General features: G+C 74.8%; 23 protein-coding genes. 10 read left to right on the top strand and 13 right to left on the bottom strand.

Features of this window, described 5'->3' with window-relative positions; genetic code table 11:
- The first annotated feature begins 49 nt into the window (after positions 1–49).
- Positions 50–535, top strand: coding sequence for a cyclic pyranopterin monophosphate synthase MoaC (gene moaC, locus CAE01nite_RS07745; protein ID WP_146902384.1), 486 nt, complete (start codon positions 50–52; stop codon positions 533–535).
- Positions 532–771, top strand: coding sequence for a MoaD/ThiS family protein (locus CAE01nite_RS07740; RefSeq protein WP_146902381.1), 240 nt, complete (start codon positions 532–534; stop codon positions 769–771). The genes moaC and CAE01nite_RS07740 overlap by 4 nt, the downstream gene beginning before the upstream one ends.
- A 4-nt stretch (positions 772–775) precedes the next feature.
- Here CAE01nite_RS07740 and CAE01nite_RS07735 read toward each other — a convergent pair whose 3' ends face one another.
- From CAE01nite_RS07735 to CAE01nite_RS07720, 4 genes are all read right to left on the bottom strand, one after another.
- The gene (locus tag CAE01nite_RS07735; RefSeq protein ID WP_146902378.1) at positions 776–1,192 is read right to left on the bottom strand and encodes a molybdenum cofactor biosynthesis protein MoaE; all 417 of its coding nucleotides are present in this window, start codon (positions 1,190–1,192) and stop codon (positions 776–778) included.
- Positions 1,189–1,695: a MogA/MoaB family molybdenum cofactor biosynthesis protein gene (locus CAE01nite_RS07730; RefSeq protein WP_246131068.1), complete on the bottom strand. Its 507-nt coding sequence runs from the start codon at positions 1,693–1,695 to the stop codon at positions 1,189–1,191. Before CAE01nite_RS07730 ends, CAE01nite_RS07735 begins: the two co-directional genes overlap by 4 nt.
- On the bottom strand, positions 1,692–1,910 hold the full coding sequence (locus CAE01nite_RS18330; RefSeq protein WP_222595850.1) for a hypothetical protein: 219 nt from the start codon (positions 1,908–1,910) through the stop codon (positions 1,692–1,694). The genes CAE01nite_RS07730 and CAE01nite_RS18330 overlap by 4 nt, the downstream gene beginning before the upstream one ends.
- A gap of 121 nt (positions 1,911–2,031) precedes the next feature.
- On the bottom strand, positions 2,032–2,892 hold the full coding sequence (locus tag CAE01nite_RS07720; RefSeq protein ID WP_146902375.1) for a sulfite exporter TauE/SafE family protein: 861 nt from the start codon (positions 2,890–2,892) through the stop codon (positions 2,032–2,034).
- 207 nt (positions 2,893–3,099) lie between these two features.
- On the opposite strand from CAE01nite_RS07720, the gene CAE01nite_RS07715 reads away from it, so the two are divergent.
- The 4 genes from CAE01nite_RS07715 to CAE01nite_RS07700 all read left to right on the top strand — a co-directional run bounded on the left by CAE01nite_RS07715 (position 3,100) and on the right by CAE01nite_RS07700 (position 6,955).
- Entirely contained in the window at positions 3,100–5,349 is a 2,250-nt protein-coding gene (locus tag CAE01nite_RS07715; protein WP_146902372.1) for an esterase-like activity of phytase family protein, read from the top strand.
- Positions 5,350–5,457: 108 nt separating this feature from the next.
- Positions 5,458–5,970 carry a GNAT family N-acetyltransferase gene (locus tag CAE01nite_RS07710; protein ID WP_146902369.1) on the top strand — a complete coding sequence of 171 codons (513 nt, stop codon included), beginning with the start codon at positions 5,458–5,460 and terminating at the stop codon, positions 5,968–5,970.
- 137 nt (positions 5,971–6,107) lie between these two features.
- Positions 6,108–6,479: a nitroreductase family deazaflavin-dependent oxidoreductase gene (locus CAE01nite_RS07705; RefSeq protein ID WP_186816457.1), complete on the top strand. Its 372-nt coding sequence runs from the start codon at positions 6,108–6,110 to the stop codon at positions 6,477–6,479.
- A gap of 272 nt (positions 6,480–6,751) precedes the next feature.
- A complete protein-coding gene (locus CAE01nite_RS07700) occupies positions 6,752–6,955 on the top strand; it encodes a hypothetical protein (RefSeq protein WP_146902362.1) in 204 nt (67 codons plus the stop codon).
- 106 nt (positions 6,956–7,061) lie between these two features.
- On the opposite strand, the gene CAE01nite_RS07695 is transcribed toward CAE01nite_RS07700, so the two are convergent.
- Together CAE01nite_RS07695 and CAE01nite_RS07690 are read right to left on the bottom strand one after the other, a co-directional pair.
- A complete protein-coding gene (locus CAE01nite_RS07695; RefSeq protein ID WP_307724983.1) occupies positions 7,062–7,682 on the bottom strand; it encodes a cysteine hydrolase family protein in 621 nt (206 codons plus the stop codon).
- The gene (locus tag CAE01nite_RS07690) at positions 7,679–9,172 is read right to left on the bottom strand and encodes a purine-cytosine permease family protein (protein WP_146902359.1); all 1,494 of its coding nucleotides are present in this window, start codon (positions 9,170–9,172) and stop codon (positions 7,679–7,681) included. Before CAE01nite_RS07690 ends, CAE01nite_RS07695 begins: the two co-directional genes overlap by 4 nt.
- Positions 9,173–9,355: 183 nt before the next feature.
- On the opposite strand from CAE01nite_RS07690, the gene CAE01nite_RS07685 reads away from it, so the two are divergent.
- The 4 genes from CAE01nite_RS07685 (at position 9,356) to CAE01nite_RS07670 (ending at position 11,989) form a co-directional block, all read left to right on the top strand.
- Positions 9,356–9,838 (top strand): ATP-binding protein, encoded by a 483-nt coding sequence (locus CAE01nite_RS07685; RefSeq protein WP_146902357.1) that lies wholly within the window; start codon positions 9,356–9,358, stop codon positions 9,836–9,838.
- 87 nt (positions 9,839–9,925) lie between these two features.
- The gene (locus CAE01nite_RS07680) at positions 9,926–10,642 is read left to right on the top strand and encodes an MSMEG_4193 family putative phosphomutase (RefSeq protein ID WP_146902354.1); all 717 of its coding nucleotides are present in this window, start codon (positions 9,926–9,928) and stop codon (positions 10,640–10,642) included.
- A gap of 9 nt (positions 10,643–10,651) precedes the next feature.
- The gene (locus CAE01nite_RS07675) at positions 10,652–11,209 is read left to right on the top strand and encodes a DUF3090 domain-containing protein (RefSeq protein ID WP_146902351.1); all 558 of its coding nucleotides are present in this window, start codon (positions 10,652–10,654) and stop codon (positions 11,207–11,209) included.
- 6 nt (positions 11,210–11,215) lie between these two features.
- A complete protein-coding gene (locus CAE01nite_RS07670; protein WP_146902348.1) occupies positions 11,216–11,989 on the top strand; it encodes an SCO1664 family protein in 774 nt (257 codons plus the stop codon).
- Positions 11,990–12,061: 72 nt separating this feature from the next.
- Here the strand turns inward: CAE01nite_RS07670 and CAE01nite_RS07665 are convergent, their stop codons facing one another.
- The 7 genes from CAE01nite_RS07665 to CAE01nite_RS07635 all read right to left on the bottom strand — a co-directional run bounded on the left by CAE01nite_RS07665 (position 12,062) and on the right by CAE01nite_RS07635 (position 21,847).
- Positions 12,062–14,089 (bottom strand): vWA domain-containing protein, encoded by a 2,028-nt coding sequence (locus CAE01nite_RS07665; protein WP_146902345.1) that lies wholly within the window; start codon positions 14,087–14,089, stop codon positions 12,062–12,064.
- Entirely contained in the window at positions 14,082–15,467 is a 1,386-nt protein-coding gene (locus CAE01nite_RS07660) for a magnesium chelatase ATPase subunit I (RefSeq protein ID WP_146902342.1), read from the bottom strand. Before CAE01nite_RS07660 ends, CAE01nite_RS07665 begins: the two co-directional genes overlap by 8 nt.
- 135 nt (positions 15,468–15,602) lie before the next feature.
- Complete coding sequence (locus CAE01nite_RS07655; protein ID WP_146902339.1) at positions 15,603–15,911, bottom strand: hypothetical protein; 309 nt, start codon at positions 15,909–15,911, stop codon at positions 15,603–15,605.
- 96 nt (positions 15,912–16,007) lie between these two features.
- Complete coding sequence (locus tag CAE01nite_RS07650) at positions 16,008–17,051, bottom strand: TolB family protein (RefSeq protein ID WP_146902336.1); 1,044 nt, start codon at positions 17,049–17,051, stop codon at positions 16,008–16,010.
- A 123-nt stretch (positions 17,052–17,174) separates the two neighbouring features.
- On the bottom strand, positions 17,175–19,427 hold the full coding sequence (locus CAE01nite_RS07645; protein WP_146902333.1) for an alpha-galactosidase: 2,253 nt from the start codon (positions 19,425–19,427) through the stop codon (positions 17,175–17,177).
- Positions 19,428–19,631: 204 nt separating this feature from the next.
- Complete coding sequence (locus CAE01nite_RS07640) at positions 19,632–20,972, bottom strand: ABC transporter substrate-binding protein (RefSeq protein ID WP_146902330.1); 1,341 nt, start codon at positions 20,970–20,972, stop codon at positions 19,632–19,634.
- A 68-nt stretch (positions 20,973–21,040) separates the two neighbouring features.
- Positions 21,041–21,847 carry a carbohydrate ABC transporter permease gene (locus CAE01nite_RS07635; protein WP_146902662.1) on the bottom strand — a complete coding sequence of 269 codons (807 nt, stop codon included), beginning with the start codon at positions 21,845–21,847 and terminating at the stop codon, positions 21,041–21,043.
- Positions 21,848–21,965: the final 118 nt, after the last annotated feature.

The raw sequence follows: 21,965 nt of genomic DNA, 5'->3' as shown, positions 1-21,965 counted from the left end.
CCGGGGTGCGGGTAGCGTGCGGCCGCCCGACACGCGACAGGACGGACCCATGAGCGCCTCGCAGTTCACCCACCTGGACGGCGCCGGCCGCGCGCGCATGGTCGACGTCACGGCCAAGCAGCCGACGGTGCGCGAGGCGACCGCGTCCGGCCACGTCGCGTGCAGCGCCGCGGTCGTCGCCGCGTTGCGCGCCGACGACGTCCCCAAGGGCGACGTGCTCGCGGTCGCGCGCGTGGCCGGGATCGCCGCGGCCAAGCGCACCGCCGAGCTGCTGCCGCTCGCCCACGTCATCGGCGTCCACGGGGTGACCGTCGACCTGCAGGTGGTCGACGACGGGGTCGCGGTCCGCGCCACCGTCCGCACGGCGGACCGCACCGGGGTGGAGATGGAGGCGCTGACCGCGGTGTCCGTCGCCGCGCTGGCCGTGGTGGACATGGTCAAGGGCATGGACCGCGAGACGTCCGTGCGCGACGTGCGGCTGGAGGCGAAGTCCGGCGGCCGGTCCGGCGACTGGGTGCGCGGGGAGACGCCGTGATCCGGGTGCGCTACTTCGCGGCCGCGGCCGAGGCGGCGGGCGTCGACACCGAGACGTTCGACGCCGCGACCGCGGGCGAGCTGCGCGCGGCGATGGTCGACGCGCACGGCGCAGCCCTGGACCGCGTCCTGACCCGGTGCTCGCTGCTGGCCGGGGGCCACCGCCTGGACGCGGACTCCCGCAGGATCGAGGACGGCGTCACGGTCGACGTCCTGCCGCCGTTCGCCGGAGGCTGACCCGTCACATCCCCACCCACACGTGCGAGCCGTCGGCGAGGACCTCCCGCTTCCAGATCGGCAGCTCGGCCTTGAGGGTCTCCACCAGCTCGCGGCAGACGTCGAACGCCAGGGCCCGGTGCGCGGTCGCGACGGTCACCACGATGGCGACCTCGCCGACCTCCAGCCGCCCCACCCGGTGGCTCGCCGCGACCGCGAGCACGTCCGGCCGCCCGGCCACCCGCCCGACGACGTCCGCCAGCACCGCCGCGGCGTTTGGGTGGGCGCTGTACTCCAGGGCCACGACGCGGCCGGTGACCGACGGGTCGTGGTCGCGCACCCGGCCGACGAACGTGGCCACCGCCCCGGCCCGCGGGTCGTCGACGGCGGCGACGTGCTGCTCGACGGACAGCGGGGCGTCGACCACCTGGCGCAGGCTCACCGGTGGTCGCCGCCGGAGACCTGGTGGACGACGTGCGCGAGCAGCGGCAGCAGGACCTCGACGCCGCTGCGCACGCCGTCCGGGCTGCCGGGCAGGTTGACGACGAGCACGCCGTCGGCCGTGACGCCGGCGAGCCCGCGCGACAGGACGGCGGTGGCGACGTCGTCGGCGCCGCGACGGCGCAGGGCCTCGGCGACCCCCGGCAGCTCGCGGTCGAGGAAGGGGCGGGTGCCCTCCGGGGTCAGGTCGCGGGGCGAGATCCCGGTGCCCCCGCTGGTGAGAACCACCTGGACGCCGTCGGCGAGCACCCGCGCCAGGGCGCCGGCCACGGACGCCTCGCCGTCCGGCACGACCACGACGTCGCCGACGCGGTGCCCGGCGGACTCCAGCAGCTCGCGGGCGACGGGTCCGGACCGGTCCACCGCCTCGCCACGGGCGCAGCGGTCGGAGACCACCACGACGGCGCAGCGCACGGTCCGGGGCGCGTGCGCGTGCGTCGTCACCGCGACCCGCTCGGCACGCCGGGCCGGGGCTCGCCGGTGTCCGCGGCGGGTCGACGCCCGCCGGGGCGGCCACCCCACGCGCGCCGCACGTGCCGGACGCCGTCCTCGAGCGGCCGCGGCCGCCGGCTCAGCAGCGTGACCTCGCCGCGCTGCGCCGGAGCCCGCCGCAGCACGCCACCGACCTGACCCGTCCCGCTGGGGATGACGACCTCCATGCCCGCAGGGTAGGCGTCGCGTCGTCCCCGGTGCCGGACGCACTGGGCCGCTCGACCGTCATGCCGGGGAAGCACGGTCGCGCGGATCGCGGTGCACCACCGGCCGCCCGTCGGGCAGGCGTCACGCCGCCCGTCGCGCGCGCCGTGCGCGGAGCGCGATCTGGACCGCGGAGAACACCAGCAGGACGGCGAACAGGACTCCCGACAGGCGCGGCGGCAGCGCGAACGCCAACGCCACCCCGGCGAACGACGTCAGGGTCGCGGCGAGGCCCACGACGGCGCCGGCCCGCAGGTCCACCATGCCGCCGCGCAGGTTCGTGACCGTGCCGACGACCGACGTCGCGAGCACCACCAGCAGGGACGTGCCCTTCGCGGAGAGGTCGCTCGCGCCGAACACGGAGATGAGGATCGGGACCAGGAAGACGCCGCCGCCGATGCCGAACAGTCCGGACGCGACCCCCATGACCAGCCCGGTGCCGACGAGGGCGAGCGCGACCCGCGCGTCGATGTCGACCTCGACGCCGCGCTCGGGTGCGATGAGCAGCAGACGAGCGGCGACCCCCAGCAGCAGGGCCACGAACGACCAGCGCAGCCACCCCAGCGAGATGCGGCGCAGCACCCGGGCGCCGACGTACGAGCCGACGATGCCGCCGAAGGCGACGAGCGCGGCGACGGGGACGTCGATCTCACCGTTCGCCAGGTAGGTCGCCCCACCCGCCACGGCGGTGGGGATGATCGCGGCGAGGGAGGTCGTCGCCGCGCGCCGCTGGTCCATGCCCGCGAAGGTCAGCAGCAGCGGCACCATGATGATGCCGCCCCCGACGCCGAACGCCCCCGACAGGAGCCCGCCCACCGCACCCACCAGCGCGAGGACGACCCACGTCCGGGTGGTCCAGGGGGTCCGCGCGGGACGGGCGGGTGCCGGCCCGGCGGCCTCGGTGCTGCCGCCGGGTGGTGACGGGCGGGGCGTCGGCTGGCTCATGGTCTCCTCGTGCGGGCGGACGTGCGTCCCCGCAGTCTGACCCGGGCGGGGCCCGCCGGCCCGTCGGACGTCCCGACCGGCGAGCGCCGTGGGCCCGTCGGACGTCCCGACCGGCGCGCGCCGTGGGCGCCCGGTTCACCGGACGCTCACCTGCCCGTCGTGAAGTGGGTCTGGTGGACGAGGGCGCGAGCCCCCTTCACTGGGTCCATGAGACGCACAGCGATGTCCTCAGTCCTGGTGGCGACCGTGGCCGCCGTCCTGCTCGTGCCGGCCACCGCCGGAGCCGCGACCCGAGAGGTGGACCTGGCCCCGGCCGGGCACCCGGGCCGCACGAACACCGTCGTGCAGCCGACCCTGGTGGCACGGGCCACGCTCTCCGCGGACTTCCTCGCCCCCGGGCCGCCGTCCGGCGCGCGAGCCACCCCGGCCAACGGACGCACGGGACCGTTCCCCGGGCAGGTGGTCCCGGGCTTCTCCGGGGTCGTCGACGCCGGCGACGGGACCTTCTGGGCGATGCCCGACAACGGCTTCGGCACCAAGGAGAACTCGGCCGACTTCCTGCTGCGCCTCTACCGGATCACGCCGGACTGGCGGACGGCGGACGGTGGGTCCGGCGAGATCGCCGTCGAGGGCTTCATCTCCCTGCGGGACCCGGACCGGCACGTCCCCTTCCCGATCGTCAACGCCGGCACCCCCGACCGGCTGCTGACCGGGGCGGACTTCGACATCGAGTCCGTCGTGCTCGCCGACGACGGCACGTTCTGGATCGGTGAGGAGTTCGGCCCCTTCCTGCTGCACGTGGACGCCGACGGCGTGGTGCTCGCGCCCCCCGTGCCGCTGGCCGGCGTCACGTCGCCGCAGAACCCGACCCTGCCCCCCGGCCAGGCGGCGACCGTCGGGTCCAGCCGCGGCTTCGAGGCGATGGGCGCGGCACGTGGCGGGCGCCTGCTGTACCCGATCGTCGAGGGGGCGCTCGTCGGCGACCCCGACCGCCGGCGTCGCGTCATCCACGAGTTCGACACCCGCGCCGGGCAGTACACCGGCCGGACCTGGGACTACGAGGTCGACCGGGACGACAACGTCGTCGGCGACGCGTTCATGACCGGCAGGCACGAGCTGCTCGTCGTCGAGCGGGACAACTTCGAGGGTGCCGCGTCGGTCACCAAGCGCGTCTACCGGGTCGACCTGCGCCGCACCGACCCCGACGGGCACCTGACCAAGACGCTCGTGCTGGACGCGCTGAGGATCGCCAACCCGGACGACCTCGCCGCGGGCGACGGGTACGGCACCGGTGACCCCTTCTCGCTGCCGGTGCAGTCGTTCGAGACGGTCGTGCAGCTGCGCGACGGCCGCCTGCTGATCGCCAACGACAACAACTTCCCCGGCAACGCCGCCCGGGTCCCCGGCACCCCGGACGACACCGAGATCGCCCTGGTGGACCTGCGCAAGGTGCGGGTGCCCGTCGGCGAGGTGACGGTGGTGGGTCACCGCGGAGCCTCGGGGTACCGGCCGGAGCACACCCTCGCGGCCTACGAGACGGCGATCCTGCAGTGCGCCGACTTCATCGAGCCGGACCTGGTGTCCACCAAGGACGGCGTGCTGGTGTCCCGGCACGAGAACGACATCACCGGCACCACCGACGTCGCGACCCGGCCCGAGTTCGCCGACCGCAGGACGACCAAGGTCATCGACGGCGAGGAGCACGCCGACGCCTGGTTCACCGAGGACTTCACGCTCGCGGAGCTGCGCACGCTGCGAGCGGTGGAGCGGCTGCCCGAGGCGCGCCCGGGCAGCGCGACCTTCGACGGGCTCTACGAGGTCCCGACCTTCGAGGAGGTCCTCGACCTCGCCCGCCGCTCGACCACGTGCGACGGCGAGCAGGTCGGCGTCTACCCCGAGACGAAGCACCCCACGTACTTCGACTCGATCGGCCTGTCCATGGAGGAGAAGGTGGTCGCCGCCCTCGAGGCGAACGACCTGGCCGACCGCCGCGACCCGGTGATCCTCCAGAGCTTCGAGACCGGCAACCTGCGTGAGCTCGACGCGCTCGTCGACGTCGACATCGCGCAGCTCGTCGACTGCGCCGGGGCGCCCTACGACCTCGTCGCGGCGGGCGACCCCCGCACGTACGCCGACCTGGTCACCCCCGCGGGCCTGCAGGAGATCGCCGGCTACGCGGACGGCGTCGGGCTGTGCAAGAACATCATGATCCCGCGCACGCCGGAGAACACGCTCGGTGCGCCGACCTCGGTGATCGCCGACGCGCACGACGCCGGGCTCGTCGTGCACGGCTGGACGTTCCGCCTGGAGAACCAGTTCCTCCCGGCCGAGCTGCGCAGCAGCGCGGACCCCAACGCCCCCGGGGACCTGGCGGCCGAGATCCGGATCTTCGTCGCCGCCGGCATGGACGGGCTGTTCAGCGACCACCCGGACGTGGCGGTGGCCGTGGTCGGGTAGGGCGTCCTTGCTGAGGCTCCCGCGGCCGACGACGGCGACGTGCCGTCGTCGGCCGCGGACCGTAGGGTCGCGACGGTCCACGACCACCGGGGAGCGGGGGAGGCGGAGATGACCCAGCCGGTCCTGCGCCCGGCCGGGCGCGACGACGTCGAGGCGATCGCCGCCGTCTGGCACCGCTCGTGGGGGGACGGCCACCTCGGCCACGTCCCCGCCGAGCTCCCGCAGCACCGCGAGCTCGACCACCTGCTCGGCCGGGTCCCCGTCCGGCTCGCGACCACCACGGTCGCCACCGTCGACGGCGTGGTGGTCGGCTTCGTGGTGACGCACCGGGACGCCGTCGAGCAGCTCTACGTCGACGCGCCGGCGCGGGGGACCGGCGTCGCGGCGCAGCTCCTGTCGCACGGCGAGGCGGAGATCGGCCGTGCCTGGACGACGGCGTGGCTCGCGGTCGTCCCCGGGAACGCGCGGGCGAGGCGGTTCTACGAGCGCCAGGGGTGGTCCGACTCCGGGCCGTACGACAACCCCGCGTTCACCAGCGGCGGCTCGACGATCCTGGTCCCGACCCGCCGCTACACGAAGGCGGTCGGTCCGGTCGGGCGCGGCGAGCGCCGCACCGGCTGAGCGCGCCCGGCCCGGCGATGCCGGGCCGGCCGGGCGCCGTCGGGCCGCGACCGGCGCGACCCGGCCCGGCACGGTGGCGCGGCGCGGGCGTTGCGACGGCGGTCCGGCGCGATGGACAGTGGGGTCCGGAGGTCGCCATGGACCCGTCGCTCGCCGAGGCGCTGCACCGCAGCCAGGTGGTGGAGCTCACCACCACGGGCCGCCGGAGCGCGCAGCCGCGGCGCGTCGAGGTCTTCCTGCACGAGCTCGACGGCCGCCTGTTCGTCTCCGGGATGCCGTCCCCGCACCAGCGCGCGTGGCTGCTGAACGTCGGCGCCGACCCGCACGTCACGGTGCACCTCTCGCGGCACGCCGTCGCGGACGTGCCGGCCCTCGCCCGCGTCATCGAGGACCCGGCCGAGCGGCGTCCGTTCATCGAGGCGGCGGCCCGCCGCTGGAACCGCCGCGACGTCGCGCTGATGATGGCGCAGAGCCCGCTCATCGAGATCACCCCGGTCGACGTCGGCTAGACCCGCTGCCGCCCGACCCCGGGCGGCCCGGACGAGCGCGCGTCCACACGTCGCGGACGGCCGCCGGGGACGCCGGTCGCCCGACCGGCACCGTGTCGACGACATCGGCGCCGCGAGCCATCCGAGCTCGCTCCGGCGACGAACCACGGGCAGGGACTCGACCGGCGCGCCGCCCGCGAGTCGGGCGGTCCCGGGCGTTGACTGAACCTGTGACGGCGTCGGACCGGTAAGGCAGGTAGCGGGGCGGCGCGACACCGAGGGAGGTGTGCGGGATGACCATGACGCAGAGCTCGGGCGCACCACAGCCCAGCGACCACGTGAAGCTCGTCTACCACTACCGCGACGGCCACGACTTCACGACGGACACGATGCTGCGCGCCGAGGCGGCCGCCTACATGCCGCTGCTCCATGCCGTCGCCGTCGACGCCGAGCACTACGAGGCCGCGTTCGCGACGATCGAGATCCGTCGCACCTGACCCCAGCGCTTGGCCACCGCGGCAGGCCCCTCGGCCGGCACCGCCGAGGCCCCGGCTTCGCCGTCCAGCGGCCCGGCGGCGTGGTCACGGACGGCCAGGACGGGTGTCAGTGCCCGGCCAGCACCTGCGCCGATGTCGTCAGCTCCACCAGCGGCGCGTACAGGCCCATGACGCGCAGCGCCCGCTCCTGGTCCTCGTCGCCCGACCCGGCACAGGCATCGGTCACCACCCGCACCGGGACGCCCGCGTCGGCGGCGGCGAGCACCGTGGAGATGACGCAGCAGTCCGTCGCCACCCCGACCACGGTCAGGGGGCCGTCCCCGACGACCGCGGCCAGGTCGGGCCCCCACTTGCCGAACGTCGTCGCGGTGACCACCGGGTGGGCGCCGGGGTCCTCGACCAGTCCGTAGAGCGGCGCGTCGGGCGGCTGGAGGGCGAAGGGGAACTGCGCGTAGTACTCCACCCAGGCGCCGACCGGGACCCGCGGCGCCACGAACCGGGTCCACACCACGCGGGGGCCGTACGCGGCGGCGAGCTCGCGGACCCGGGGGAGGACCTCGTCGAACCGCGGCGCCGCCCAGGGCGACGCGGAGTCCCCGAAGACGTGCTGGAGGTCGACGACGACCAGCCACCCCGCGGTGCCGGGAGCGCCCGCGCCCGGGGGGCCGGCTGCCCGGGCCCCCGCGTCGCCGGGGACCGCGCCGTGGGTCCCGGCGTCGTGCGTCACGGGGTCGCCCCCGCGCTCTCCTGCGCCCGGATGGCCCGACGGCGCAGCGCCAGCGTGCCCAGGAGACCGATGAGGAACGCCGCCAGGACGCCGAGGTTGGCGAACGCCCAGGCGCCGTCCCGGCCGCCCAGGCCGACGGCGCCGAGCAGGTAGCCCTGCCAGTCCAGCCAGCCCGCGAAGGTGTTCGTCACCAGCCCCCACCCGACGACCGTGCCCAGCACGAGCAGGGCGAGCGGCACGGCCTGCACGCTGCCGTAACGGCCGCGGGGGTCGAACAGGTCCGCCTCCGCGTAGTCGCGCCGGCGCAGCGCGAGGTCCGCCAGGACGATGCCGCACCAGGCGGCGATGGGCACCCCGAGGGTGATGAGGAACCCCTGGAACGGCCCGATGAAGTCGTCGGCGACGAAGACGACGAACACGGTGCCCGCGACCATGAGCGCCCCGTCGATCGTCGCCGCGACCGGGCGGGGGACCCGGACGCCGGCCGCCAGCAGCGACAGGCCGGAGGAGTAGATGTCCAGCAGCGCCCCGCCGATCAGGCCGAGGACGACCACGAGGATGAACGGCACGAGGAACCAGGTCGGCAGGATCGTCCCCAGGGCGCCGATGGGGTCCGCGCCGATCGCCGCCGACAGGTCGGCGTCCGACCCGGCCAGCAGCAGGCCGGTGACCAGGAGGATGACCGGCGCGAGCGCTCCGCCGAAGGTCGTCCACCCGATCACCCCGCGGGTCGAGGCGCTGCGCGGCAGGTAGCGGGAGTAGTCGGCGGCGGCGTTGACCCACCCGAAGCCGTAGCCGGTCATCACGAAGATCAGCGCACCGATCAGTGCGGCAGCCGAGCCGGCCGGCACCGAGGCGACCGACGACCAGTCGATCTCGGGTGCCACCAGAGCGATGTAGACGACCGTCAGGACGGCGGTCACCACCGTGATGACCGCCTGCATCCGCATGATGAGGTCGAACCCGAGGACGCCGCCCGCCACCACGAGGGCGGCGACCACGAGCAGGGCGACGACCTTGGTGGCCGTCCCGCCGCCCCAGCCGAGCTGGGTGAACACGGTGGACGTCGCCAGGGTCGCCAGGGACACCAGCACGGTCTCCCAGCCCACCGTCAGGACCCACGACAGCACGGAGGGGACCCGGTTGCCGTCGACCCCGAACGCCGCCCGGCTCAGCACCAGGGTCGGCGCGGAGCCCCGCTTGCCGGCGACCGCGACGAGCCCGCAGAGCAGGAAGGACACGACGATCCCGACCACGCCGGCGACCAGGGCCTGCCCGAAGGAGATCCCGAAGCCCAGGACGAAGGAGCCGTAGGCCAGGCCCAGGACGCTGACGTTCGCGCCGAACCACGGCCAGAACAGCTGGCGGGGCGAGCCGCGCCGCTCGCTCTCGTCGATGACGTTGATGCCGTTGGTCTCGACCGACACCGCCCGCGGCCCCGGGACCTCGCGGGCGGTGCCCGCCTCGCCGTGGGTCGACTGCTGCGCCATCGATGGACCGCCCTTCGGGACGCGAGCCCGTCGCCGTGGGCCGCGGATGGTGTGGGTGCTGCCCACGGATCCGGCGAAGTTTCCCACAGCGCCTCGATCCCGCCATCCGAACGCCACCGGCAGACGGAGGGGCGGGGTTAGCGTGGGTCGATCGTCCTGTCCGCGTGCGAGGGGGAGATGGCCATGGACCTGACCGACCAGCTGCGGACCGACGGCGCCACGGGGGCTGCGCCCCTGGAGGCGGCCCATCCACCGGAGACCTACGTGCTGGAGCGCGCGTGGGTCCTGGACTCACCGGAGCAGCTGTCCGCCCTGCGGTCGGCTCTCATGACCGCGATCGCCGGGGGAGATTCCGTCCCGAGCAGCCTGGACGAGGCCGCGGAGAACATGGTGCTGATCGCGTCCGAGCTCGCGACCAACGCTCTGAAGTACGCCTACCCGCCCACCGTCGTGCGGCTGCTGCGCGAAGGGTCCTCGTACCTCCTCGACGTGACGGACCACGCGGCAGGAACCGCGCCCTACGTCGCCGTCGGGCGCCCGGAGGGTCAGGGCGGCCTGGGGCTGCAGATCGCGCAGCGGCTGGCGTACGACGTCGGGTGGTACGCGAAGGGGACGGAGAAGCACGTCTGGGCGATCCTGCCCGCGCCGGCCTCGGTCAGCGGGTAGCTCCCGTCAGGGCCGTCGGTGCCGTCGGTGCCGGCGGTGCCGGCGCCGTCGTGCGCCGGGTGCGCCGCGGGTGCCTAGGCTCCCGGCATGGCCACCGTCCTCCTCGTCCGGCACGGGCGCACCACCGCCAACGCCTCCGGCGTCCTCGCCGGGCGGGCCGCCGGCGTCCGGCTCGACGACGTCGGGCGCGCCCAGGCCGTGCGCACCGCCGAACGGCTCGCCGTCGTGCCGCTGGTCGCGGTGGTGTCCAGCCCCCTGGAGCGGTGCCGGCAGACGTCGCGGGTCGTCCTCGAGCGGCAGGCCGGCTCGCCCGTGTCGCTGGTGGACAGCGCCCTGACCGAGTGCGACTACGGCCAGTGGCAGGGACGGCCCCTGCGTGAGCTCGCCCAGGAGCCGCTGTGGTCGGTGGTGCAGACCCAGCCGTCCGCGGCGCGCTTCCCGGGCGGCGAGTCGCTGGCGGCCATGCACGCCCGGGCGGTCGCGGCGGTCCGCCGCCACGACGCGGCGGTCGAGGCGCAGCACGGGGCGGGCGCCGTCTGGGCGGCGGTCACGCACGGCGACATCATCAAGGCCGTGCTCGCCGACGCGCTGGGCATGCACCTCGATCTGTTCCAGCGCCTCAACGTGAGCCCCGCGTCGGTGTCGATCGTGCGGTACGGGACGGCCCGGCCGGACGTGGTCGCGACGAACACCGAGTCCGGTGACCTCTCGTGGCTGCGCTCCGCCGGGCCGGTCGGTGACGCCGTGGTCGGCGGTGGGGCCGGGCCCGCGCCGGTCGTGCCCGCGGACGGCGCTCGTCCCTAGAGTGGGGCCATGCCCACCGTCGTCCATGAGTTCGACTGGCCGGACCGCGTCGTGGTCGGCACCGTCGGTCGCCCGGGGTCCCGGACCTTCTACCTGCAGGCGCGCACCGGTGCCCGGTCCACCAGCGTCGCGCTGGAGAAGGAGCAGTCCGCACTGCTCGCGGAGAGGATCGACGAGCTCCTGCACGAGCTGACCGTCGACGAGAGCACCCGCGTGAGCGTCCCCGACGACACCCCGCTCGAGCTCATCGACGACGACCCTCTCGACCAGCCGGTCGAGGAGCAGTTCCGCGCCGGTCTGATGCGGCTGGGCTGGGACCCCTCCACGGCGCAGGTGATCATCGAGGCCTACCCCTGGGTGGAGGCGGCCGACGACGACGGGTCCGGGGCGGAGCCCGACCCCGAGGAGCCGAGCGAGGTGCTGCTCGTGCGGATACCGGTCGGGACGGCCCGGGCCTTCGTGCAGCGCACCCGGCGGGTGGTCCGGTCCGGCCGGCCGCCGTGCCCGATCTGCGGGCAGCCGGTCGACGAGGACGGCCACGTCTGCGCGCCGACCGACGGCGTGTGACCTCCGGTGACGGCTGCTGACCTCGACCTCGACGGCGACGGGCTCCGGGTCACCGGGCGGATCCGGGTCGCGTCCAACGCGACGTTCCTGGCCGCGATCGGCGAGGTCGCCGTCGTCTACAAGCCCGTCGCGGGTGAGCGGCCGCTGTGGGACTTCCCGGACGGGACGCTCGCGCACCGCGAGGTCGCGGCCTACCGGGTCTCCGAGGCCCTCGGCTGGGACGTGGTGCCGCGCACCTGGCTGCGGGACGGGCCGCTCGGCCCGGGCATGGTGCAGCTGTGGCGGACGCCCGACCCGGAGCAGGACCCCGTCGACGTCGTGCCGGCGCACGACGTGCCGCGGGACGGCTGGCGCACCGTCTTCCACGGCAGCGACGAGAGCGGGCAGCGGGTGGCGCTCGTCCACGAGGACTCCGCCGTGCTGCGGCGGATGGCGGTGTTCGACGTCCTGGTCAACAACGCCGACCGCAAGGGCGGCCACGTCCTGCCCATGCCGGACGGGCACCGCCACGGCGTCGACCACGGGGTCACGTTCCACGTCGAGCCCAAGCTCCGCACGGTGCTGTGGGGGTGGCTCGGCGAGCGGCTCGACCCGGACGAGCTGGCCGGCGTCGACCGCGTCAGGGCCGGCCTGGACGGGGACCTCGGCCGCGGGCTCGCCGAGCTGCTCAGCGAGCCCGAGCTGGACGCATTGGCCGCCCGGTGCGGCCGGCTGCTCGGCGAGGGACGCTTCCCGGACCACGAGGGCGACATGCCGGCCATGCCCTGGCCGCTGTTCTGAGCCCCGCCCCGGAACGGCACGGCACGAGCCGCCGGCCGCCAGTGGCAGCCGCCCGCGGCCGCCGACGACGTCCTAGAGGCGGAACGGCTCGTCGTCCGCGCCCCAGGCACCGAAGGCGCCGTTGCGCCGCGAGCCCAGGTACGAGCCGATGACCGCGGAGCTCAGGTCGTCGACGTCCGGGGCGACCACCGAGCCGCCGACGCGTGCGGCCATCGAGTCCACGAACCGGGCCAGGCCCGGGTCCCGGCCCAGCCGGAAGAACGTCGTGCGCGCGCCCAGCCGCATCGAGACCTCGAGCTCGCGCACCGTGAGGGCCACGGTCAGCGGCGCGGGCGGGTAGTCGAACCAGGCCTCGCCGCCGGCCTCGAGGTGGGACGTCGGCTCCCCGTCGGTCACGACGAGCAGCACGGGCTGGGCGCCGGGGTGCCGGCGGAAGTGCCGGTTGGCCAGCAGCAGCGCGTGGTGCAGGTTCGTGCCCTTGTCCCACTGCGCGTCGAGCCCGACGAGCTGCTCGATCTCCATGACCGACGCGGTGCGCCCGAACGCGACGAGCTGCAGGTCGTCGCCCCGGAAGCGGCTGGTGACCAGGGTGTGCAGGGCCAGCGCGGTGCGCTTCATCGGCACCCAGCGTCCCTCCATCGCCATCGAGAACGACGTGTCGACCAGCAGCGCGACGCACGCCCGGGTGCGGGCCTCGGTCTCCTGCACCTCGACGTCGCCGATGCCGATCGCCACCCGGGCACCGGTCCCGCCCTCGGCGGCCCGGCGCGTCAGGGCATTGGTGATGGTCCGGGTCACGTCCCACGGCTCGACGTCGCCGAACGCCCAGGCCCGCGTCGACCCGGACGGCTCGCCGGCCGCGCCGGACCGTCGCACGTCGTGCCCGCCCTGACGTGGTGAGACGGTGTCCGCGACGGCGCGCAGCAGGCTCTGCCCGAGCTGGCGCATCGCCTTCGGCGTCAGGGCGAGGGCGCCGTCGGAGGCGCGCCGCAGCGTCCCGGAGTCACGCAGCGCCCGCTCCAGCCGTTGGAGCGTGCGGGCGTCGACGGCCGCCTCGGGGCCGAGCTGACGGGCGAGCCGGTCCAGGTCCAGGTCGTCCAGGCGCGACCCGTCGTAGGACTGGGAGAGCTGCTCCGCCAGCGCGTCCAGGTCGGCGAGGTCCTGCAGGACGCCGGTGCCGTCACCCAGACCCAGTCCGGTCCCGCCGTCCATCCGCTCCGAGCCGCCCCAGTCCTCTCCCGGGCGCAGCGAGCGCAGGGTCTCGTCCAGCCGCCCGAGCGACTCCATCAGCGCCGGCGAGCCGAACGCCTGCTGCGCCAGGGCGTCCAGCTCGGCGCGCTGCTCGGCGGACAGCGAGTTGCGCAGCCGTTGCGCGGCGGCGGCGCGCTGGGCCAGGGAGTCCAGGAGCTCGTCGATCGTCCCGGGGCGCTCGGGGAAGTGGTCCCCGTGCCGGGCCATGAAGTCGTCGAACTGCTCCTGCGTGCCGGTGCCGTCCCGGTGCGCCTCGAGCAGCTCGTCGAGGTCGGTGAGCATCTCGTCCAGGGCGGCCCGGTCGGCGTCGGACGCGTTCTCCAGCGCCTGCTTCATGCCGGCGAAGCGCTGGTCCAGCAGCTCGCGCCCCAGCAGGTCCTTGATCCGCTCGAAGTCCTGCCGGGCCTCGGCGCTGCGCCACGGGTAGTCGTTCAGCTCGGTGACGGCGGCGGCGGGGGAGGACGGGAGGTTGTCGAGCTGCATCTGGGCCAGGGCCCGGTCGCCGTCGTCCAGGTCGACGTCCCGTACGAGCTGCTTGCGCTCGGCCAGCACCGCCCGGTCCAGCAGCTGCTGGACCTCCTGAAGGGTGCCGTCCAGGTTGTGCCGGCGCGTCAGCTCCCGCCGCCGCTCGGCCACCCGCCGTGCCAGGTCGTCCAGGCCGGGCCCTTGCCGGCCGCCGCGACGCAGGAGCTCGCGCATCGCCCGCTCCGGGGACGAGCCGGCCATGACGTCCTCGCCGATCGCGTCGAGCGCCTCGGTGAGATCCACCGGCGGGGCCAGCGGGTCCGGCCCGCCGGAGTACGGGGTGTAACGGGACCGGCGCGTGAGGCGCCGGTTGGCCCTAGCCATAGACCGTCTCGCCGTCCCCGGTCTCCTTGCTCACCCGCCGCGCCAGGTACAGGCCCTCCAGGGCGAGCTCGATCGCACCCGCCCGCTGACCCTCGTTCGTCGCCCCGAGGCGCTCGCAGACGGTGTCGTACAGCTCGGACTCGCCGAGCGCCGGCAGCCCGGCGAGCACCTGCCGCGCGGTCACCTGCTCGCCGGTGGTCACCAGGGTCCCGCTCTGGATGGCCGACACCAGGATCCCGAGGTCGACACCGCGCAGGTGCGCGCGGACGGTCTCCGCCGTGGCGGTGCGCAGCAGGTGGTCGAGGACCTCGTCCTCGCGGCCCTCCTCACCGGACTCGAACTGGATCTTGCCCGCGAGGACGTCGACCGCCGACTCCAGGTCGACCGGCCGGGCGACGGCGTGCTCCTCGCCCTGGCGTGCGGCCCGGTGCAGCGCGGCGGCCGCGATGGTCTCGGCGCCGGCGATGGCGAACCGGGCGCTGACGCCGCTGCGCTGGTCGACGGCGCTCGACTCGCGCAGGGCGCGGGCGAACCGCGCGAGGATCTCGACGAGGTGGTCCGGTACGTCCGCGACCAGCGCCGCCTCCTGGCGGATGACGGCGACCTCGTCGGCGAGCGTCGTGGGGTAGTGCGTGCGGATCTCGGCGCCGAACCGGTCCTTGAGCGGGGTGATGATCCGCCCCCGGTTCGTGTAGTCCTCGGGGTTCGCGCTGGCGACCACGAGCACGTCGAGCGGCAGGCGCAGGACGTATCCGCGGATCTGGATGTCGCGCTCCTCCATCACGTTGAGCATCGCGACCTGGATGCGCTCGGCGAGGTCGGGCAGCTCGTTGATCGCGACGATGCCGCGGTGGCTGCGCGGGACGAGACCGAAGTGGATCGTCTCCGGGTCGCCCAGCGCGCGGCCCTCGGCCACCTTCATCGGGTCGACGTCCCCGATGAGGTCGGCCACGCTCGTGTCCGGCGTGGCGAGCTTCTCGACGTACCGCTCGTCGCGGTGGCGCCAGGTCACCGGCAGGTCGTCGCCCAGCTCGGCGGCACGCCGCCGGCTCGCGGTCGTCAGCGGCTCGTAGGGGTGCTCACCGATCTCGGACCCCTCGATGACCGGGGACCACTCGTCGAGCAGGCCGGCCAGGGTCCGCAGCAGGCGGGTCTTGCCCTGCCCGCGCTCGCCCAGCAGCACGATGTCGTGCCCGGCGAGCAGGGCGCGCTCGAGCTGGGGGATGACGGTGGCCTCGAAGCCGTGGATGCCCGGCCACGGGTCGCGCCCGTCACGCAGCGCGGAGAGGAGGTTGTCACGGATCTCGGCACGCACCGTCGTCAGGACGTGCCCGGAGGCCCGGAGCTCGCCGACGGTAGCCGCTGCTGGACGCATCATCGCCAGCGAGCGTAACCCCGGGCCGCGCCGATGCACCGGTGGGCGGGTCGATCCGGTCCCATCGTCCTCGGTCGGTCCACCGGGTGCGTGCCGGACGTCAGGCCGCCGACCGTCGGGCACGCACGGGCGGGTCGGTCAGACCACGACGCGGTCGTCCCCCAGCACCAGGCCGCGGACCTCGAACTCCTCCAGGTCGGGAGGCGCCGCCGCGGCCTCGGGCCCGAACAGCTCGACCATCGCCGGCATGACGATCTCCCGCGTGTAGCGCTGGAAGTCCTGGGCGGACCGCCACACCTCGACCACCTGGAAGCCCGTCGCCGTCGCCCGCCCGAGGTGGAGGATCAGCGCGCCGGCCGTGTCACCACCCCGCCGGACGACCTCGGCGTGCAGCGCGTCGTACATCGCAGGGGGGGCAGCGACGTTCGTGACGATGCCGTAGACCATGACGACCTCCTCCGGTGCCCACCGGGCGGCGTGCCCGGATCTCGAGTCAACGCTCCGTGGATCGATTCGAGGAAGGCCGCGGGCGGACGAGGGCGGTCAGTACGGGAACCCCGCCACGCACCGCCCCTTCGGCTGCCAGCTCAGACCCTCCCGCTCCATGGGCTGGGTGTCCCCGAGGATCGGCCCGACGAGCGGGCGGACCGTGGCGTCCCGCAGCGACAGGACCTCCAGCGCGTGCGGCGCCGTGGGGTGCCCGAACGCCCTGAGGTACGCGACCTCGTCGCCGTCGGGCGCCAGGGCCGGGCTCCACTGGTCGTCGGCCACGCCGAAGAGACGCACGAGCGGCTGGAGGGTCCTGCGGTCGGTGACGTAGAGGCTGGCGTGCGAGCGTCCGTCGGGCCCGACCTCGTCGGCCTCGACGACGAGCCGCCGACCGTGCGCGAACCGGGGGTACCCCAGACCACGGGTGCTGTCCAGGGGCTGCAGCTCTCCGGTCCTCAGGTCGACCGACCGCAGCCGCCACTGGGTCTCCCCGACGCGCGAGGTGATCCAGAGGGTGCGGCCGTGGGGCTCCCAGGCCAGGTCCTGGACGACCTCGCCCTCGGGCACGGCGACGACGAGCCGGTCCCGGGTTCCGTCGGAGCGCACCACCCGGACGGCGGTGAGCGGTCCGCGGCCGCCCTCGGCGCTGACGTACGCGATCTCCCGCCCGCGCGGGGACCACTCCGGGAAGCGGGTGAAGGACTCCTGGCGCAGCACCGTGCGCACCTCGCCGGTGGTGACGTCCACGACGTCCAGGCCGCGCTCGGAGACGACGCCGTCCAGGTTGAGGCGCGTCGCGAACACCAGCAGGCGGCCGTCCGGCGACCAGTCCGGGTCCAGCTCGGACAGCGGGCCGTCGTAGAGGGCGTGCGGCTCGCCGCCGGACCCAGGGACACCCATGACCTTCGAGTCCCTGCCGATGGGGAAGCCCTCGCGGTAGGCGATGAGCGGGTCGCAGCGCCCCCGCGCCGGCTCGGCGGCGACGGCGGGTGAGGCCGCGAGGCCGGCCACCACGGCGGTGGCGGCGGCCAGACCGGCGAGGAGCCGTCGCGCGACGCGGGCCCCGCGGCGACGGGCGGTGGTGCGGTACGCGGACATGGCGCCCCCCGGGTCCGGATGCCGCCCGACGCCGGGCGACAGGTCCTCCGAGGATCGACCCGGGTCGCCGCCGGTGGCAAGGCACGGGTTCCCCGGCGGGGGGCCGGTGCCGGGCCGACGCGGTCAGCCCGTCGCCCGGACGTGCAGCAGGGCGGCGTGGTCGGGGTCGAGCGCCGGGACCTGCAGGCCGGCGCCGACCAGGACGGACCCCGGCAGGACCACCGGTCCCGGCCACCACGGGGGCACCACCCGCGGGTCGGTGCTCACGGTCCCCGGCAGCACCGGCGTGACGGCGTAGGTGCGGTCGGGCCGCAGGCCGGGCAGCACGAGGCGTCCGGGCGGCCAGGTCACCGGTCGGTCGAGGACCACGACCGCGTACAGGGCCTCGTCCGCCCCGGGCCCGACCACGCCGTGCAGCCACACGGCGCCGTCGGCGAGGTCCGCCCGGACCGTCCGGCCGGTGTGGACCAGCGCCCGGTGGGTCCGGTAGGCGCCGACCCACCCCGCGAGCTCGGCCCGCTCCGCGGGGGTCGCCCGGGTGAGGTCCCACTCGATGCCGAAGTGCCCGAACAGGGCCGTGCCCGCCCGGAAGGACAGGTCGTGCGACCGTCCGGTGGTGTGCGCGCGGCCCGAGCCGACGTGGCTGCCGACCAGCTCCGGCGGCAGGAGCTGCGCGGTCCACCGCTGGATGTGCTGCCGGTCGTGGGCGTCGATGCAGTCCGACGCCCACACCCGGTCCGTGCGCTCGAGGATCTCCAGGTCGACCCGGGCGCCACCGGAGGAGCACGACTCGATCTCGACGCCCGGGCAGGCGGCCCGGACGGCGTCCAGCAGCCGGTAGACGGCGAGCGTCTGGGCGTGGACCCGGGCCGCACCGGTCGGCGGCGCGCCGGCGTCGACGAGGTCGCGGTTGTGGTCCCACTTGACGTAGTCGACGGCGTTGTCCCGCACGACGGTCACGATCCGGTCCAGCAGGTAGGCGTGGACGTCGGGGTTCGCGACGTCGAGGACCTGCTGGCTGCGGGACGGCACGGGCAGCCGGCCGGGGACCTGGAGCAGCCAGTCGGGGTGGGCCCGCGCCAGGTCGGAGTCGGGGTTGACCATCTCCGGCTCGAACCACAGCCCGAAGCTCATCCCGAGGGCGTGCACGTGGTCGGCGAGCGGGCGCAGGCCGTCGGGCCAGACCTCCTCGTCGACGAACCAGTCACCCAGGCCCGCGGTGTCGTCGCGGCGCCCGCGGAACCAGCCGTCGTCCAGGACGAAGCGCTCGACGCCCACCTCGGCGGCGGTCGTGGCCAGGTCCCGCAGGCGGGTCGCGTCGTGGTCGAAGTACACGGCCTCCCACACGTTGAGGACGACCGGGCGGGGCGTGCGCGGGTGTGCCGGGCGTGCTCGCAGATGGTCGTAGAACCGGGCGGCGAGAGCGTCCAGGCCCTCGGCCGTGGACCCGTACAGCCAGGGCGACGCGTACGACCCGCCCGGCTCGAGGGACACCTCGCCCGGCAGGAGCAGCTCGCCGCCGCCGAGCAGCCGCTCGCCGGAGTAGACGCGCTCGGCGTAGGCGCGGTGGTTCCCGCTCCACGCGACGTGCACGCCCCACACCTGCCCGCGGGCGAACCCGAAGCCCTCCTCGCCGGCGACGAGCACGGTCGCGGCGTCGGCACCGGTCCGGCCGCGTCGGCCCTCGCGCAGGTGGGTCCCCACGGTCAGCGGGCGTCGCTGCGGCACCCGCTCCTTCGCCCAGCGCCCGGCCAGGTCCAGGACCTCGGTGGCCGCCGGCGGGACCGGAAGCGCCAGGCCGAGGCCGTCGAGGTCGTAGTCACCGGGGCCGCGGTTGGTGACCGTCGCACGCGTACGGAGCAGGCCGGACGCGAGCAGCTCGACCTCGAGGCTCAGGTCCAGCCCGGCCTCGTCGTCCGTGGCCTCGGCGACCACCCGGCCGCCGGTCCCGCCGTGGGCCGCGTCGTCGCGGGACGACGTCGCCGGGCTGTCCGGTGAGCCGGCCGGGGAGCGGTCGTGCGTGGCGACGAGGTCGGCCTCGGGTGCGCCGAGCGGGTGCACGGCCACCGACCGCAGGCGGAACGCCGTGGACCACGCCGCCCCGCCGGCACGGTGACCGGTCAGACCGGGTGTCCCGGTGAAGCCCGTGCTGCCCTCCGGGACGAGCGACACGGTGACCGGGACGTCGGGACCGTTCCCGATCTGCGGCGGCACGGACGCCGCACGCAGGCCGTCGAGAGCGGCGTCGTCGAGCGGGCCCAGGTCCGGGCCCCAGTGCAGGACGCTCGGCAGCCCGGGGCCCGACGCGTCCAGGACGAGACCGACACCGCCGGCACGCAGGGCGAGGACGGACGGGGCTGCGTGGGTCACGGTCATTCTCCCGGGGCTGGGGCCGGTCTGCGGTCGGGTGCGCGACGGAGGTCGGACGAGGGGGCGCAGGACGGCGCGGGCGCCGACCGGGGGATGGTCGACGCCCGCGCCCGGCCCTACGGGTCGTACGGGTCGTGCGGGGCGTGCGGTCGTGCGACGACGCGACGCCTCGATCCTGCCGTCAGCGCGGAGGGCCGGGACGGCGCAGGGTCACTTGGCGACGGGGATGGCCTGCGCCTCGAGCGCGGACACCGTGGTGCCCTCGGCCGACTCGAGTGCCTCGGTCAGCGTCCCGCCACCGGTGATCGCCTGGGAGAAGCCGTCGGAGACGTCGTTGTAGACCTGCGTCATCGTCGGACCCCACACGAAGTCGGGCGACACCTGCTCGCTGGCCTCGGCGAAGACGTCGTAGATCGGCTGCCCGCCGTAGAACTCCACGCCCTCGGCGAGGGCCGGGAGCTGCGCGCCGTCGGTGGTCGCCGGGTAGAGGTTGGCCGCCTCGATGAGCGCGGTCAGCGCCTCCTCGGAGGTGTTGAGCCACAGGGCGAACTTCGCCGCCTCGTACGGGTGCTCGGTGCCCTGGAAGACCGCCGTCGTGGAGCCGCCCCAGTTGCCGGCGGACGCGTCGCCGTCCTCCCACTGCGGGGACGGAGCCACGGCCCACCTGCCGGCGGTGTCCGGCGCACCGGTCGCGATGGAGTTCGCGCCCCACACCGCAGAGTTCCAGGTCCAGACCTCACCGGAGTTGTAGGCGTTGTCCCACTCCGTGGTCCAGCCCGGGTAGGTGGAGACGAGGTCGCGCTCGATCAGGTCGTCCCAGAAGCTCGCGACCTTGACCGACTCCTCGTTGGTCAGGTCCACGGTCCACTGCTCGCCGTCGTTCTCGAACCAGGACCCGCCGGCCTGCCACACCAGACCCGCGAACTGGTTGATGTCCGCCTGCGAGAAGTTGGTGATGTAGCCGCCCGCCGCGCGGACCTGCTCGGCCGCGGTGGCGAACTCCTCCCACGTGGTGGGCACCGGGATGTTGTTCTGCTCGAACAGGTCGGCCCGGTAGAACAGCGCCATGGGGCCCGCGTCCTGCGGGATGGCGTAGACGGAGTCCTCCTCGCCGAGCTGCACCTGCTGCCACGTCCAGTCCACGAACTGGTCCTTCGCGGCGACGACCTCCTCGCACGCGCCCAGGTCGACGAGGCCGTCCTGCACGCGGAAGTTCGGCAGGGCGTCGTACTCGATCTGGCCCAGGTCGGGCGCGTTGCCGGCCTCGAGCTGGTTGAAGAAGTTCTGGTAGGTCCCGCCGTTGCCGTTCGGGCCGGTCTGGACCTCGACCTGGATGTCCGGGTTGGCCTCGTTCCACGTCGCGACGACGTCCTCGATGCCCGGGATCCAGGTGGTGTAGGTCAGCGTGACCGGCTCGCCGGCGGGCTCGCAGGCCCCGCCGGAGGCCGTGTCGCCGGCGCCGGCCGCGCCGTCGTCCGCGCCGGACGAGCAGGCGGTCAGGGCGGTCAGCGCGAGCAGGGCGACGCTGACCGCTCGGGTGGTGGTGCGCATGGTGGTCCTTCCAGAGGTGGGTGAGGGAGAGGTCGGGACGTGGGGGAGCAGGGTCCGGGTGCGCGGGGTCACTTGAGCGCGCCGGACCCCAGGCCGCCGCGCCAGAAGCGCTGCAGCAGCAGGAAGACGACGATGAGCGGGACGATCGACAGCAGGGCGCCGGTGAGCACGTACAGGCGCAGCTCGGGGACCTGGTTCACCTGGGTGTTCCAGTTGTAGAGACCGAGCGTCACGGGGAAGAGGGCCTCGTCGCGCAGCATGATCAGCGGCAGGAAGAAGTTGTTCCAGATCGCGACGAACTGGAACAGGAACACGGTGACCAGGGCCGGGAACATGAGCCGGACGGCGACCGTGAAGAACGTGCGCACCTCGCCGGAGCCGTCCAGGCGGGCCGCCTCGAGCAGCTCCTCCGGCACGGCCGACGCCGCGAAGATGCGGGTCAGGTACACCCCGAACGGGCTGACGATGCTCGGCAGGAACACCGACCAGAACGTGTTCGTGGCGTTGATCTGGCTGAAGAGCAGGAACAGCGGCAGCGCGAGCGCCGTCGCGGGCACCAGGACGCCGCCGAGGACGACGTTGAAGACCAGCTCACGCCCGGGGAAGCGGTACTTCGCGAGCGCGTAGCCGCACATGCCGGCCAGCAGGGTGCCCAGCAGGGCGCCGCCGCCGGCGTACAGGACGCTGTTGAGCAGCCACCGCGGCAGGACGCCGCCGCCGTACCCGGTGGTGGCCGCGAGGTTCTCCAGCAGGTTCATGTCGCTGAACCACAGGGCGTTGGTCGTCGTCAGGTCGCCACGTGCCTTGGTGGCCGCGACGAGCAGCCACCAGATGGGGACGAGGAAGTAGACGGTGAAGACGACCATGACCGTCATGGCGACCGTGCGCGAGACGCGGCTCTCCTGCGGCCCGGACCCGGACCGGCGGTCCGGCGTGCGCCGGGCGGTTCCGGACGAGCCGGGGCCCGCGAGGTCCGGCACGGCGCCGCCGTTC

Source organism: Cellulomonas aerilata (genome assembly GCF_007991755.1).
GTDB classification, from domain to species: Bacteria; Actinomycetota; Actinomycetes; order Actinomycetales; family Cellulomonadaceae; genus Pengzhenrongella; species Pengzhenrongella aerilata.
This window is presented reverse-complemented; position numbering and strand designations above follow the sequence as displayed.